Here is a 14,350-nt window from a genome sequence, read left to right as displayed (position 1 = left end):
CGCTCAATCGGCGATACTCGCTTGGTCACGGGCGTAGCCCCTCCTTCATAGCTTTCGTCGGTTGCGACGGAACCTACGCCCGTGACCATTTACACCAGCGATGAGACGCGACCCCGGGCCGCGGCACCAGCGCTGGTGCGCCAAGCGACTGCAGTCACCGAGGCAGAGCGGCGCTGGGGAATTAGCACGCCGTGGCCACCGAAGGCTGCCACCGACCGTACGATCGCGCCGAGGTTGCGCGGGTCGGAAATGTTGTCCAATGCAACCAACAGCGCCGGCGGTGCTTGCCTAGCAGCCACCAACAGATCGTCGGGATCGGCGTAGGCGTACGGCGGCACCTGCAGCGCAATGCCCTGATGCAGATGGTTGGCAGTCATTCGGTCCAGGTCAGTACGCGGCACCTCCAAGATGTCGATACCTAAATCGGCCGCCCGGGAAACCGATTCAGTCAATCGCTCGTCAGCTTCGGTACCTAGCGCAACGTACAAAGCAGTGGCCGGAATACTGGCACGCAGGCATTCCAACACTGGGTTGCGACCCAGCACGGTTTCGGTTTCGTCGGTGCGTTTGCCGTGCCGGCGCGGCTGCGGACGGGGTCGCTGCGCAGCGGGATGATTAGGCCGCATATGGGCCGGCGGCGTGGGGCCGCGCCCCTCCAAGCCCCGCCTGCGCTGGCCACCAGATCCGACGGTAGGGCCCTTCTTGCTGCCGGATTTGCGTACCGCTCCCCGGCGCCGCGAGTTGCCGGCCATCTACTTGCTGTCTCCGCCCAATAGCGACCACTGCGGCCCGTCTGCGGTATCGGTGACGTCGATACCGGCCTTCTTAAGCCGATCCCGGATCTCGTCGGCGAGCGCCCAGTTGCGCTGTTCGCGAGCCCGCTGTCGATTCTCCAGTTCGGCCTGTACCAAGACATCGACGGCAGACAGCGCCGCCGACGTCTCATCGCGGCTTTCCCAGCGCTCGTGCAGCGGGTCACAGCCCAAGATGCCCATCATCGCGCGTATTGCGCGGGCGCTGACCAGCGCGCCGTCGTGGTCACCAACGTCGAGCGCACGGTTGCCCTCCGCACGCTCACGGTGCACCTCGGCCAGCGCAATCGGGACCGACAAGTCGTCGTCAAGCGCCTGGGCGAACCGCGGAGTCCACTCGCCCGGAGCTACCGCTCCCACCCGGGTACGAACGCGGTGTAGGAAGTCCTCGACCCCGACATAGGCTTTGACCGCGTCTTGCAGGGCGGTTTCGGAGAATTCCAGCATCGACCTATAGTGCGCGCTGCCGAGGTAGTAGCGCAGTTCGGCTGGCCGGATCCGCTGCAGCATCGCCGGCATGGACAACACGTTGCCCAGCGACTTGCTCATCTTCTCCCCACCCATCGTCACCCAGCCGTTGTGCAGCCAGTAGCGAGCGAACCCGTCGCCGGCGGCACGGCTCTGCGCGATTTCGTTCTCGTGGTGCGGGAAAATCAGATCCATCCCACCGCAATGGATATCGAATTCGCTGCCCAGGTAGCTGCCGGCCATCGCTGAACATTCGAGATGCCACCCGGGACGTCCGCGGCCCCACGGCGTCGGCCAAGAGGGCTCACCGGGCTTGGCCCCCTTCCACAGGGTGAAGTCCCGCTGGTCGCGCTTGCCATTAGCCACGCCCTCGCCTTGATGGACGTCGCCGACCTTGTGCCCGGACAGCTGACCGTAGTCGGGATAACTGAGCACATCGAAGTAGACGTCGCCGCCGCCTTCCCGGAGATCTGTGTAAGCGTGGCCTGCCTCGACTAGGCGCTCGATCAGCTCGATCATCTGTGTGACGTGCCCGGTAGCGCGTGGTTCTGCTGACGGCGGCAACACGTCGAGGGCGTCGTATGCGGCGGTGAATGCTCGTTCGTGGGTGGCTGCCCACTCCCACCACGGCCGGCCCGCAGCAGCAGCCTTGGTCAAAATCTTGTCGTCGATATCGGTCACATTGCGAATGAATGCGACGTCATAGCCCCGCGCAACAAACCATCGGCGCAGGATGTCGAAGGCTACTCCGCTGCGGACATGCCCAATATGCGGCTGACTCTGCACGGTGGCTCCACACAGATAGATGGAGACGTGCCCGGGCCGCAGCGGTGCGAAATCACGCACAGCGCCAGCCGCCGTATCATGGAGCCGCAGGCCAGCGCGATCGGTCACGACGTGCCAGCTTACTGCCTTGCTGGGGTTGAATTCGCCCAGCTCTTCTTTGAACCGCCACGCGGACCAGATCGCCGCCCGCTACGCCCGCCGGCCTGGACTCGCCTATACCGCAACAGCGGCGGTTTCTCGCCGCGATGCAGGGTGTGCCGCTGCAGCAGCTAGGAAGATCGGAGCGGAACCACCAAAGCGGTCGCGATGGCTGCCAAGCCTTCGCCGCGCCCGGTAAGGCCAAGCCCGTCGGTGGTCGTCGCCGACACCGATACCGGCGCGTTCAACAGACGCGACAGCACCGCCTGCGCCTCGAACCGACGCCAACCGATCTTCGGTCTGTTGCCAATGACCTGAACGGCGGCATTGCCGACCCGATAACCATGTTGGGTGATCAGCTCGACGACATTGCCCAACATATCGGCACCGCTGACGCCCTGCCAACGCGGATCGTCGACGCCGAAGACATCGCCAATGTCGCCCAGCCCAGCAGCCGACAACACGGCATCGCAGAGGGCATGCACGGCGACGTCGCCGTCGGAATGTCCAGCGCAACCGTCGGCGCTCGGGAACAGCAACCCCACCAGCCAACACGGCCGGCCGGGCTCGATCGCGTGCACGTCGGTACCGAGTCCGACACGTGGCAACTCGTTCATCGACGCACAATCGCTTGAGCAAGCAACGCATCCAGCCTGGTAGTGATCTTGAATGCGAGTGCGTCTCCCGGCACTACCTGGACCTGGGCACCGATCTGCTCAACCAAGGATGCGTCGTCGGTCAAAGCAGCTTCTGGAAGATGCCGGTAGGCACGCTCGAGCAGCCTGAAAGCGAATCCCTGCGGGGTCTGTACCGCTCGCAGGCCGGCCCGCGCCGGCGTACCCAGAACCACCCCGTTGGCATCCACGGCCTTGATGGTGTCAGAAAGCGCCAGCGCCGGAACGACGGCAACCTGGCCGGCCCGCAACGCGGCAACCACCCGCACGATCAAATCCGGCGGCGTCAGCGCCCGCGCCACATCGTGCACCAGCACAAACTCCGGTTCCGAGGCCCCCGACCAGGCAGCGACAGCCGACAACGCCAGACCGACGGATTCGGTACGGTTCGAGCCACCGGGAACAACCACGACTTGGCTGCCGAGGAGGCGTTTTGCCTCATCGATGCAGTCCGGGGGCACTGCTACGACAACAGTGTCAACTGCCCCAGATTCCAGCAGGCCACCGACAGCCCGCTCGGCCAAACTGAGGCCTTCAATTCGATAGAACGCCTTGGGAACACCCGCAGCCAAGCGCTCCCCCGAACCGGCGGCCGGGACGATTGCGACAACGCTGCCCGGACCCCCGATCACCGAGCTTCCCGGGGCATTCAGGACGCGGCGGCCAGAACCTCGTCGAGGATGGTCGTCGCCTTGGCGTCGTCAGTGCTCTCGGCAAGCGCCAATTCACCGACCAAAATCTGCCGGGCCTTGGCCAGCATTCGCTTCTCGCCGGCGGACAAGCCACGCTCTTGGTCGCGGCGCCACAGATCACGCACCACCTCGGCGACCTTGTTCACGTCGCCGGAAGCAAGCTTCTCAAGGTTGGCCTTGTAGCGACGCGACCAGTTGGTTGGCTCTTCGGTGTGCGGGGCGCGCAAAACCTGGAAAACCTTGTCAAGACCTTCTTGACCTACGACATCGCGAACACCAACATATTCTGCGTTATCGGCAGGCACGCGTACGGTCAGGTCACCCTGCGCCACCTTCAAGACGAGATAGTCTTTTTGCTCTCCTTTGATGGTTCGGCTTTCGATCGCCTCGACTAACGCAGCACCGTGGTGCGGGTAGACAACGGTGTCGCCGACCTTGAAGATCATCTGATTCGAGCCCCTTTCGTTGCTTCATCCTAACACGCCACCGCAACGCACGTACATCAACAGTGCAGGTCAGGGGCACATCGGATGGATACTGGGGGTTGACAGGCGGCTTCAGACGTGCAATGCGCGGTGCATCGGGCCATCGCCGGTGGGCTTTCTGGCCCGCTAGGCCGCGAACGCCGATCGATTGAGGGCACCTAGCCGACGGACATCACCACCGGCGCTGTAGGCGCCGCTAACAACCCAAATCTGACCCGATTGAGGTGGCGCCTACCGCAGCAGGAAGCTAACCACTAGTCTACTTAGACGAACCATCTTGATTATGCCGTCACAGCTACGTGACGACTCCAGTACGAGGCCTAGCAGGAGGCACCGCGTGAACCGCAAGATCCGCCTTCGCTCACTGGCCGCCCAGGTCGCTATGGGCGGCCTGATTGCTGCCGCGCTGAGCGGCTGCGGAGCCGGCCAAATTTCTCAGACGGCGACTCAGGAGCCTGCTGTCAATGGCAACAAGCTCACGCTCAACAATGTGGCGCTGCGTGACATCCGTATCCAAGCCGAGCAGACAAGTGATTGCCTCCAGCCCGGCCGAGCCGTGAGCCTGGTGCTGGTAGCCGTCAACCAATCGCCGGACGTGACGGACCGACTGACGAGCATCACCAGTGAGATCGGTCCGGTGGCGGTGACCGGCAACGCAATGCTGCCTGCCGGCGGGACGTTATTGGTCGGTAGCCCGGACGGCCAGAAGGTCGCACCGGGCCCGTTGCGGTCCAATGAGACGGCCAAAGCGACGGTCACGTTGACTAAGCCCATCTCAAACGGCCTCACCTATAGCTTCACTTTCAATTTCGAGAAGGCTGGGCAAGCTAGCGTGATGGTGCCAATTTCGGCCGGGCTCGCTTCGCCCGGAGAAGATGCTTCGACTCCCGCCGACAATTCCTGATCTAGCTGCCCGTAGCTGTCATACCCGCCAGCTACGGTCACGGCGTGGCCAATGCACGTTTCCAGTACCGCTGTTCTGAATGTCGCCATCTGAGCGCCAAGTGGGTTGGACGCTGCCTAGAGTGCGGTAGCTGGGGCACTGTCGACGAGGCGAAACCGCACCATGCGGTCGGGCGCAGCCGCCGGTCAGGCCGTCCGGTTGCCGGTGCGACCTCACGACCTATGCCGATCAGCTCCATCGAGCCGACCCTGAGCCAGCGCCGTTCAACAGGCATCGACGAGCTCGACCGGGTGCTCGGCGGTGGCGTGGTGCCTGGTTCGGTGACATTGCTCGCCGGTGATCCCGGTGTCGGCAAGTCAACCTTGCTCCTCAAAGTCGCTCACCGCTGCGCACAGTCCGGACAACGTGCGCTGTACATCTCAGGCGAGGAATCCGCCGGTCAGATCCGGCTGCGCGCCGATCGGACCGGCTGCGACGGCAAGGAGATCGACGACGTTTACCTCGCCGCCGAATCCGACCTGCACGCGGTGCTAGACCACATCGAGACCGTCCGACCCGATCTGGTCATCGTCGACTCGGTACAGACGATGTCCGCCAGTGAGTCCGACGGCGTCGCCGGCGGAGTCACCCAGGTGCGTGCCGTAACGGCTGGGCTCACCGCCGTGGCAAAGACCAGTGGGGCGGCAATGATTTTGGTTGGTCACGTCACTAAGGACGGGGCAATCGCCGGACCACGCTCGCTCGAACACCTCGTCGATGTTGTGCTGCATTTCGAAGGTGACCGCAACAGCGAAGTCCGGATGGTCCGTGGCGTCAAAAACAGGTTTGGCGCCGCTGACGAGGTCGGCTGCTTCCTGCTGCACGGCAACGGAATCGACGCCGTCGCAGACCCATCGAACCTCTTCCTGGATCAACGGCTCACGCCCGTCCCCGGCACCGCGATCACCGTTACCCTGGACGGGAGAAGACCACTCATTGGCGAAGTCCAAGCATTGCTGGCAACGCCGTCCGGCGGCTCACCGCGACGAGCGGTCAGTGGAATAGACCATGCCCGCGCAGCGATGATCGCCGCCGTCCTGGAAAAGCATGCCCAACTGACCATCGCACCCAACGACATCTACCTGTCCACCGTCGGCGGGATGCGGTTGACAAATCCGTCATCGGATCTCGCAGTCGCGATCGCGCTGGCCTCCGCATACGCAAATCTGCCGCTACCGACGACCGCGGTGATGATCGGTGAGGTCGGGCTGGCAGGTGATTTGCGGCAGGTTAATGGCATGCAACAACGTTTGGCTGAAGCCGCTCGTCAGGGTTTCACTTTCGCGCTCATCCCCCCCGGCCGCGACGCAGGTGCCGACATCGCGCCACCGGGCTTGCGAACGCTTCGCGCACCCACGATCGTCTCAGCGCTAGAGCACGTGATCGACCTCGCCGACCACCATGGCGCCACCGCCACGACCGCGCAACGACCGCTGACGCGCCAGCAGGTGACGCGCGGACCGGCCAGTCACACCCCATCGGGTAGCCCGTCCGTAGCAGAATGCACGCTGTGACTCGCCCTACCCTGCGCGAAGCCGTCGCCCGCCTGGCACCAGGCACCGGACTCCGAGACGGCCTGGAACGGATCTTGCGCGGCCGCACCGGCGCGCTGATCGTTCTTGGCCACGACGAGCGTGTTGAGGCCATCTGCGACGGCGGCTTCTCCCTCGATGTCCCCTACGCACCAACACGACTACGTGAACTCTCCAAAATGGACGGTGCCGTCGTGTTGTCCACCGACGGCACCCGCATCGTGCGAGCCAACGTGCAGCTGGTTCCCGATCCGTCGATATCCACCGATGAGTCCGGAACCCGCCACCGCTCGGCCGAACGCGCCGCGATCCAGACCGGCTACCCGGTGATCTCGGTCAGCCACTCGATGAATATCGTGACGGTCTACGTCGGCGGCGAGCGCCGAATGCTAGCCGATTCGGCAACCATCCTGTCGCGGGCCAATCAGGCGATCGCCACCTTGGAACGCCACAAGACCCGGCTCGATGAGATGAACCGCCAATTGTCGAGGGCCGAAATCGAAGACTTCGTCACGCTGCGCGATGTTATGACGGTCGTGCAGCGGCTCGAGTTGGTACACCGGATCGGTCTCGCGATCGACTACGAGGTTGTCGAGCTTGGCACTGACGGGCGTCAGCTGCGGTTGCAACTGGAGGAGTTGCTGGGCGGTAACGACACCGCCCGCGACCTGATCGTGCGCGACTATCACGCGAACCCCGGGCCCCTGTCCGAGCTGCAGATCTCTAGCACCCTCGATGAGCTAGACGCTATGTCGGACACCGAACTTCTAGAACTTTCGGTGCTGGCGAAGGTTTTCGGATACCCGACAACGACCGAGACCCAATACTTAGCGCTGAGTCCACGCGGCTACCGTGCGATGGCCGGAATACCTCGACTGCAGTTCGCCCACGTCGAGCTCCTAGTCCGAGCATTTGGAACGCTACAAGGCCTGCTAGCGGCCAGCGCCAACGACCTGCAATCGGTGGAGGGCATCGGCACGGTGTGGGCTCGGCACGTTCGAGAAGGGCTTTCCCAGCTGGCGGAATCAACCATCGCCGACCAGTGAGCAATCCGGCGGGCTCGAATGCCGGCTACCTGCCAGGGGCTGCGCGCGGCGCCTCAGGCGGTGGCGGGGCGGCCGGTGGCCCTGGCGCCGGCGCCGGCCCAGGTGGAGGCGGTGGCGGATTCACGACGAATGGAACCGGGTTTGACCGAAGATTTCCCAGCTGAACAACCAGGTTGTAGGTACCCGGCCCTATCGCAGGCCGCGGCAACGGGCAACGCGGTGCCGACCCCATCCCGGTCCAGGTCACCGCTGTAGTCACCTGTTCACCGGGGGCGAAGGTCTTGACCAGGGTCTCGTTCGAAGGCGCGCAGTCCAGGTTGGACCACAGCCGCTTGTGGTCCAACGAATAGACGTACGCCGCCAGCACCGCGGCGCCGACATCGCGTTTGCAGGACACAAGCCCGATGTTGGTGACCACCATCGTGAACTTCGGTTGGTCGCCGACGAAGTATTGCGGCGAGTTCGTCAAACCTTTGACAGCAAGTGTCGAATCAGGGCAGTCATCGCCCTCCTTGAGCACCGGCGGCGGTTTCACCGCGGCGGTAGGCGTGGGAGCCGCTGGATTCCGCCCCGGCGGGGCGGCAGCGTGACCTTCGTTTTGGCCAGGCTTTTGGGGTGCCTTAGGGGCTTGCGGCGCCGCTGGGGCTGAGTGCTGTTCAGCGGAGCCAGGCTTGTTGTCCTTGACAGGCTTGGCCCCGGCGCTTTTGCCCACGAAAGCGATAACCGCAGCGACCGCAATGCCGATCACGACTACGGCAACACCGAGGGCTAGTCCCCGGCGCCGCCAGTAAATCTCGGTAGGCAACGGGCCATGCGGTTCAAGATCCAGCACATTTTCACGGTAAGGCCAGGTCACCCCGAGTTGTTCGACCTCTCTCGGCGTGTCGCGACGCTGATCGTCTTGGGTGCCACATCGGGCAACCACTGGGGTGGAGCAGCTTGCTGCCGCCCTGGCTGACCGAACGGGCATATTGGTCGCCATGCGGCTGAGCGGCCGATGACCGCTAAAGATCTGCTACTGCGGTTCGCCGATGTCGCCTCGGTGATCACGCAGCACCACTTTGCCGGCGGCGAGTTGGTAGGTGGCCCCCACAATCGCCAAACTTCCTGCGGCGACCCGCTCGGCGACCGCCGTCGAGCGAACCATGAGCTGAGCAACCGTCTCATGGATGTGCCGCTGCTCGAATTCTTCCGGGCTGGTCAAACCGTCGCGTCGGCCCAGCAGGATGGATGGCGCAACCCTTTCCACAACGTCGCGCACGTAGCCGCCAGGCAGCGCACCGCTGTCAACCGCCGACAGCGCGGCATTGACCGCGCCGCACGTATCGTGGCCGAGAACGACCACAAGTGGCACGTTCAACACCGTGACCGCGTATTCAATCGAGCCCAGCACCGCCGAATCGATGACATGTCCGGCTGTACGGACGACGAACATGTCGCCCAACCCCTGGTCAAAAATGATCTCCGCAGCCACCCGACTATCGGCGCAGCCGAAGATCACCGCGGTCGGCTTCTGGCCAGCGGCCAGGCTCGCCCGATGTTCGACACTTTGACAGGGATGCTCAGGGCGACCGTCGACGAATCGCTCGTTACCCTCTTTGAGTGCTTTCCATGCGGAGACTGGGGTGGAGTTGGGCATGTCTCACATTCTGCCGCACCCACCCGTGACCGGCTCCCCACCCATCCCAGCTGAGGCCCTACTCGCCTGGTATAACCGCTCGCGTCGCGAACTGCCCTGGCGAGAAGCCGGCGTCAGCGCGTGGCAGGTTCTGGTCAGCGAGTTCATGCTGCAACAAACTCCGGTCGCCCGGGTGCTGAAAATTTGGCCGGACTGGGTGCAACGGTGGCCGACCGCTTCGGCCACCGCGACGGCAAGCACCGCCGACGTTCTGCGCGCCTGGGGCAAGCTCGGCTACCCGAGGCGGGCCAAGTGGTTGCACGAGTGCGCCATCACCATTGCGCGAGACCACGACGATGTAGTGCCCGACGATATCGAGGTCCTACTAACACTTCCCGGTGTCGGCAGCTACACCGCACGCGCGGTGGCATGTTTCGCATACCGCCAGTGGGTGCCGGTGGTGGACACCAATGTGCGCCGCGTTGTCGCCCGAGCTGTGCACGGCCGCGCCGACCCGGGCCCGGCGTCGGCCGCACGCGACCACGCCGACGTCAACGCGCTACTGCCACAAGACCAGACGGCGCCAGAGTTTTCGGTGGCCCTGATGGAATTGGGCGCCATCGTGTGCACCGCGCGGACGCCTCGCTGCGGGCTGTGCCCGATCGAAGCGTGTGAGTGGCGCCAGGCTGGCTATCCGCCCCCGCTCCGTCCAGCGCGCCGCGCCCAACGCTACGCGGGAACTGATCGTCAGGTGCGTGGCCGCCTGCTCGACGTGCTACGCGCCCAAACATCTCCGGTGACTCGAACAGAGCTAGACGTGGCGTGGCTCAGCGATGCCCAGCAGTGCGACCGGGCATTGGAATCGTTGCTTGTCGACGGTCTGGTAACACGAACCCCGGACGGCCGGTTCGCATTACCGGGTGAGGAGTAGCCGCATCAGTCGCGCGTTTTCAACGCCGTCAGGAAAGCTTCGACTGCCTCCCGGTACGCATTGGGCGCCTCATCATGAACCAGGTGACCCGCTTCGGGTACTCGTAAATACGTTGTTTTGCAGCCTATGTCAGCCATCTCAAGCATTTGCCCGGGCGGCGTGACCGAGTTGCCGGCCTCAATGAGCAGCGCCGGGGACCGCACGGCGCGCCACTGCGCCCAGTAGTCGCGGGTGCCCCACTCGGCGGCTATCTCGATCCAGCGCGAGGTGTGGCCATGCAGCCTCCAGCCCGTATCCGTCCGGTCGAAGGCTTCCTGAAAGTACTGGCCGGCGATCGGTCCAAACTCCGCGAATATTTGTTCGGCAGAACTAAACTCAACTGGCAACGCGTGCAGCCACGGCTCCCAGGGGCCGGTGGTGCGGCCAACGAAATCCGGGGCCATGTCCTCGATCACCAGCGCCGAAACTAGGTCGGGACGCTCAGCGGCCAAACACCACGAGTGCAAGGCGCCCATCGAATGGCCGATCAGCCGGGCTGGCTCACCCAGCGCGCGCACCGCGTCACCCAGATCGGCGACGAATCGCTCGGTGCTGATCGGGAGCGGATCGTCGTTGTCGCGGCCTCGGTGCCAGGGCGCGTCGTAGGTGTATACGGCGCCCAGCCCGCTGAGCCACGCAACCTGACGCAACCAGGTAGTACCACGACCCATCAGCCCATGCACCAGAACCAGCGGCTCTCCCCGTCCACCCCGGTGCGTCAACAGATCAGTGGGCATACCTGCCATTTTGCGAGTACGTCCGCTATCACTCGGGAGCCGGGTAACCCCATCAGAATGGCACGGTAGCCTAGCGGGATGTCAGTGGTGAAGATCAACGCGATCGACGTGCCCACTGACGCTGGCCCTGAGCTGGAGAAGCGTTTCGCCCATCGCGCGCACGCGGTCGAGAAGTCTCCGGGTTTCCTCGGGTTTCAGCTGCTACGGCCGGTAGCGGGTGAAGATCGCTATTTCGTAGTGACACACTGGGAGTCTGATGAAGCATTTCAGGCGTGGGCAAATGGACCCGCCATCGAAGCCCACGCCGGCTACCAAGCCCAGCCGGTGGCAACTGGCGCAGCGCTGCTGGAGTTCGAGGTTGTCCTCGACGTTGTCGGGCCCGGTGAGACTGGCTAGCCAGCGCCGGGCGCTGCGCCGCTTCGTCATGCTGGGCGCTGCCGCTGCGTTGGTAGTGCCGCTAGCACCAGGCTGCGCCTCCTCGACAGCCTCGCATGCGAACGCATCGAGCCCGGCAAGCCAGATCGACACCAGGACGCCGCCCGGTGTGCGGGCGAAGCAGACCATGGACATGCTCAATTCGGACTGGCCCATCGGCCCTGTCGGCGTTCGCACCCTTGCGGCGCCCGACGAGGTCGACTCGGTGGAAGCCACCATGGAAGAACTCTGGTGGGATCGCCCCTTCACCTTCAAGAGCGTGGACATAGGCGCCAGCGTCGCCACCCTGCACCTGGTTTCGTCCTACGGCGCACGACAGGACATCCGGATCCACACCGACGACGACGGCCGTGTCGACCGGTTTGGCGTCGAAACGCTTGCCCCACCAATCACCTCGTGGCAAGACGTCGACGCGGTGCTAAGTAAAACCGGCGCCCGCTACTCATATCAGGTCGCCAAGGTCGACAACGGCCATTGTGATCCGGTGAAAGGCACCAACACCGGCGAACCCCTGCCGTTGGCATCGATTTTCAAGTTGTACGTGCTGCACGCGGTAGCCCGCGCGATCAATAGCGGAACGGTGTCGTGGGACGACAAGCTCACCGTCACCGCCAAGGGCAAGGCTGTCGGCGCGTCTGGACGCGAGTTAGCCATAGGCGCAGCACTTTCGGTGCGCACAGCCGCCGAGAAGATGATCGCCAAAAGCGACAACATGGCCACCGACTTGCTGATCGGAAGACTCGGGACACACGCCATCGAAGAGGCACTCGCCACCGCTGGCCACCATGATCCGGAAAGTATGACGCCCTTCCCAACGATGTACGAGTTGTTCGCCATCGGCTGGGGTCAGCCAGATCTGCGAGATGAATGGAAGCAGGCGTCTCAACAGGTCCGCGCCAAGCTGCTTTCGCAAGCGAATTCCAATCCCTACCAACCCGATCCAACCCGCGCTCATGAACCAGCCTCTAGTTACGGCGCGGAGTGGTACGCAAGCGCTTCCGACATTTGCCGAGTGCACGCGGCGCTGCAAGCCGACGCTGTTGGCAAGGCGGCACCCGTCAGACAGATCATGTCCGCTGTCGCCGGGATACATCTGCATCGTGACGAATGGCCGTACGTCGCCGCGAAGGCCGGCGGCCTGCCTGGTGATCTCACATTTAGCTGGTACGCCGTCGACAAGACACATCAGCCCTGGGTGGTGAGCTTCCAACTGAACTGGCCCCGCGACCACGGCCCGAATGTGACCGGCTGGATGCTGAAGGTAGCCAAGCAGGTCTTCGCGCTGATTACCCCGCGATAAATCACAACAATCGAAGCGTCCAGAGACCCCGACGGAAATTCATGGTGGTGCAGCTGACTGGTGCGATGTCGATGCGCCAGAACGACTTCGGGGCCGCGCCAAGAGCAATCAAGATCGCGGCGCGGATGACTGCTGGATGCGTGACCGCCACTGTGCGTGACACGCTGTCAGTCGGCGACTCAAGTGTCTTCATCCATTCACCTACTCGACCCATCAGGTCGACGAGCGACTCACCACCGTGTGGCGACTGAGCAGGATCGGTCAACCACACGTGCAACTCTGCTGGATCGACGTCGGTAAGCGTTTTCCCGCGCCAACCCACGCAGTCGAGGTCGGCTAGCAGGGGCTCCGTTGCGGACTGCAGACCCAGCAATTGCGCGGTTTGCTGGACACGCTGCTCAGGCCCGGCAAGCTGACGAATGCCAGAATCAGCCCCCCGGAGGGCAAGCGCCTCTCGCTCGCAAGCAGCTTTGATCTGACGACGGCCGGTGTCATTGAGCGGCTCGTCCGCGGGGAAACAACCAGCGACCATTGCGTGGGTCATCGCGTGCGACACCAGAGTCAGCCGGACGACGTCTGTCACGGACCGATCATCATGCGGTCACGCCGCCGTGCTCGCCGCCCGCCCGGTGCCAGTCCGCTCCCCCAACAGCCGACCTGCGAGTACCGAGAAGACCAACCCGATCGCCGTCCACAACACCAACTGCGTCACCAGCGAAAACAACCTGAAGTCGTAGAGAACGTCGGCAGGGAAACCTGGATAGAGGATCGCACCCGAAGCGTCGCGCACCGGCTGGGGTGTCTCGTCCACAGTCGGCAGGACAAACAGGACGACGGCGACCGCCACGACATAGAGACCTGCCGCAGACATTGCGGCATTCCAATCGCCGAGTCGGGCCGCAAGCCTGCGGGCCAGCCACACCGCGCCGATCGCGAGCACCACCGAAGTCAGCACCATAACCAGATACCAAAAGGTTCGCGCTCCGATAGTGTCCGCTTGGCCGACAGCCGGCGGGTTGGGCGGATATTTGACGAACGGCACCAGATAGACGGCAGCAAAAGCGCCCGCTGCCAGCACCAGCGAGAGAGCCCGTGGCCCAAGATGCTTCACCCGCCCATAGGTGACGCAGAACAGAACTGCGAACAATGCCCCCATGGCAATGCCGAAAATCAATACACCGAAACCCAATCCAGCGTTGCTCTGCACGCCTCGGGAGAACAACTCGACACCATGCTCGTGCACACCATGGGAGTGCGCAGCTTCGGTGCGGCCGTCTTCGTAGGCAACCGCACGAGCTATCACGGGTTCGGCGAACAGGCGAGCGAAGAAAAATGCCAAGACGGCACCCACAACGCCCGCCAGAAGCCCACGTGCTATCAGTCGTTTTTCCACGCTGGCGGATTAGTGGCAGGGGAACCCGAGTAGATGCCGCCCATCATGCAAGAACTCGTGCACGTGCGAGTCGCTGCCGAACAAGGACACTGCCCCCTGGTCGATGCCGACGAAATAGAGCGCTATCAGCGCCAGGAAGACGGTGGCCGCTAACCAGAGCGCCGCGTTCGCTGCCGCCAGATCAACCGATCCGGTGTGGGTGGTCTCGGAATTCGCCACAGTTCACTCCTTCAGGAAATCTCACGTACCGCGTGGGTGCTGACAACGGGAGCCGCGGCTGACTCAATGCATTGGCGCGGCTGCCATGGAGTCACACCACAA

General features: G+C 63.8%; 16 protein-coding genes and 1 pseudogene. 6 read left to right on the top strand and 11 right to left on the bottom strand.

What is annotated here, in order from left to right; all coding sequences use genetic code 11:
* Positions 1–113: 113 nt before the first annotated feature.
* The 5 genes and pseudogenes from ACO07W_RS13190 to carD form a co-directional block, all read right to left on the bottom strand.
* A pseudogene (locus ACO07W_RS13190) lies at positions 114–752 on the bottom strand (TrmH family RNA methyltransferase); the annotation flags it as partial.
* Positions 753–2,174 (bottom strand): cysteine--tRNA ligase, encoded by a 1,422-nt coding sequence (cysS, locus tag ACO07W_RS13185; RefSeq protein ID WP_421843785.1) that lies wholly within the window; start codon positions 2,172–2,174, stop codon positions 753–755.
* A 161-nt stretch (positions 2,175–2,335) separates the two neighbouring features.
* The gene (gene ispF / locus ACO07W_RS13180) at positions 2,336–2,821 is read right to left on the bottom strand and encodes a 2-C-methyl-D-erythritol 2,4-cyclodiphosphate synthase (RefSeq protein ID WP_421843783.1); all 486 of its coding nucleotides are present in this window, start codon (positions 2,819–2,821) and stop codon (positions 2,336–2,338) included.
* A complete protein-coding gene (ispD, locus tag ACO07W_RS13175) occupies positions 2,818–3,510 on the bottom strand; it encodes a 2-C-methyl-D-erythritol 4-phosphate cytidylyltransferase (RefSeq protein WP_421843781.1) in 693 nt (230 codons plus the stop codon). Before ispD ends, ispF begins: the two co-directional genes overlap by 4 nt.
* Before the next feature lie 17 nt (positions 3,511–3,527).
* Positions 3,528–4,016 carry an RNA polymerase-binding transcription factor CarD gene (gene carD / locus ACO07W_RS13170; RefSeq protein ID WP_421843779.1) on the bottom strand — a complete coding sequence of 163 codons (489 nt, stop codon included), beginning with the start codon at positions 4,014–4,016 and terminating at the stop codon, positions 3,528–3,530.
* Positions 4,017–4,437: 421 nt separating this feature from the next.
* On the opposite strand from carD, the gene ACO07W_RS13165 reads away from it, so the two are divergent.
* From ACO07W_RS13165 to disA, 3 genes are read left to right on the top strand one after another with little or no spacing between them, the layout of a single operon-like run.
* Complete coding sequence (locus tag ACO07W_RS13165; RefSeq protein WP_421845975.1) at positions 4,438–4,959, top strand: hypothetical protein; 522 nt, start codon at positions 4,438–4,440, stop codon at positions 4,957–4,959.
* A 44-nt stretch (positions 4,960–5,003) separates the two neighbouring features.
* Positions 5,004–6,512 carry a DNA repair protein RadA gene (gene radA / locus ACO07W_RS13160; RefSeq protein WP_421843777.1) on the top strand — a complete coding sequence of 503 codons (1,509 nt, stop codon included), beginning with the start codon at positions 5,004–5,006 and terminating at the stop codon, positions 6,510–6,512.
* A complete protein-coding gene (gene disA / locus ACO07W_RS13155; RefSeq protein WP_421843775.1) occupies positions 6,500–7,576 on the top strand; it encodes a DNA integrity scanning diadenylate cyclase DisA in 1,077 nt (358 codons plus the stop codon). Before radA ends, disA begins: the two co-directional genes overlap by 13 nt.
* Before the next feature lie 25 nt (positions 7,577–7,601).
* Here the strand turns inward: disA and ACO07W_RS13150 are convergent, their stop codons facing one another.
* Both ACO07W_RS13150 and ACO07W_RS13145 read right to left on the bottom strand, forming a co-directional pair.
* Positions 7,602–8,408, bottom strand: a complete 807-nt coding sequence (locus ACO07W_RS13150; protein WP_421845974.1) for a hypothetical protein — start codon at positions 8,406–8,408, stop codon at positions 7,602–7,604.
* Between the two features lie 183 nt (positions 8,409–8,591).
* Positions 8,592–9,215: a carbonic anhydrase gene (locus tag ACO07W_RS13145; protein ID WP_421843773.1), complete on the bottom strand. Its 624-nt coding sequence runs from the start codon at positions 9,213–9,215 to the stop codon at positions 8,592–8,594.
* On the opposite strand from ACO07W_RS13145, the gene ACO07W_RS13140 reads away from it, so the two are divergent.
* Positions 9,214–10,125, top strand: a complete 912-nt coding sequence (locus ACO07W_RS13140) for an A/G-specific adenine glycosylase (protein ID WP_421843771.1) — start codon at positions 9,214–9,216, stop codon at positions 10,123–10,125. The two genes, ACO07W_RS13145 and ACO07W_RS13140, sit on opposite strands and share 2 nt — an antisense overlap.
* Before the next feature lie 5 nt (positions 10,126–10,130).
* Here ACO07W_RS13140 and ACO07W_RS13135 read toward each other — a convergent pair whose 3' ends face one another.
* Positions 10,131–10,910: an alpha/beta fold hydrolase gene (locus tag ACO07W_RS13135; RefSeq protein WP_421843769.1), complete on the bottom strand. Its 780-nt coding sequence runs from the start codon at positions 10,908–10,910 to the stop codon at positions 10,131–10,133.
* A gap of 69 nt (positions 10,911–10,979) precedes the next feature.
* Between ACO07W_RS13135 and mhuD the strand changes: the two genes are divergently transcribed.
* Complete coding sequence (gene mhuD / locus ACO07W_RS13130; protein ID WP_421843767.1) at positions 10,980–11,297, top strand: mycobilin-forming heme oxygenase MhuD; 318 nt, start codon at positions 10,980–10,982, stop codon at positions 11,295–11,297.
* Positions 11,298–11,325: 28 nt separating this feature from the next.
* On the top strand, positions 11,326–12,636 hold the full coding sequence (locus tag ACO07W_RS13125; RefSeq protein ID WP_421845973.1) for a Cpe/LpqF family protein: 1,311 nt from the start codon (positions 11,326–11,328) through the stop codon (positions 12,634–12,636).
* Position 12,637: 1 nt separating this feature from the next.
* Here the strand turns inward: ACO07W_RS13125 and ACO07W_RS13120 are convergent, their stop codons facing one another.
* Genes ACO07W_RS13120 through ACO07W_RS13110 form a run of 3 tightly spaced genes read right to left on the bottom strand, consistent with a single transcriptional unit; the run spans position 12,638 to position 14,248 of the window.
* Positions 12,638–13,219, bottom strand: a complete 582-nt coding sequence (locus ACO07W_RS13120) for a histidine phosphatase family protein (protein ID WP_421843765.1) — start codon at positions 13,217–13,219, stop codon at positions 12,638–12,640.
* Positions 13,220–13,237: 18 nt separating this feature from the next.
* The gene (locus tag ACO07W_RS13115; protein WP_421843763.1) at positions 13,238–14,029 is read right to left on the bottom strand and encodes a CbtA family protein; all 792 of its coding nucleotides are present in this window, start codon (positions 14,027–14,029) and stop codon (positions 13,238–13,240) included.
* Between the two features lie 9 nt (positions 14,030–14,038).
* Positions 14,039–14,248 carry a CbtB domain-containing protein gene (locus tag ACO07W_RS13110; RefSeq protein ID WP_421843761.1) on the bottom strand — a complete coding sequence of 70 codons (210 nt, stop codon included), beginning with the start codon at positions 14,246–14,248 and terminating at the stop codon, positions 14,039–14,041.
* Positions 14,249–14,350: the final 102 nt, after the last annotated feature.

The sequence above is a fragment of the Mycobacterium sp. genome (assembly GCF_965230835.1).
In the GTDB taxonomy this organism is placed as follows: Bacteria; Actinomycetota; Actinomycetes; order Mycobacteriales; family Mycobacteriaceae; genus Mycobacterium.
The sequence above is the reverse complement of the archived record's forward strand: the minus strand, read 5'-3'. Positions and strand labels throughout refer to the sequence as shown.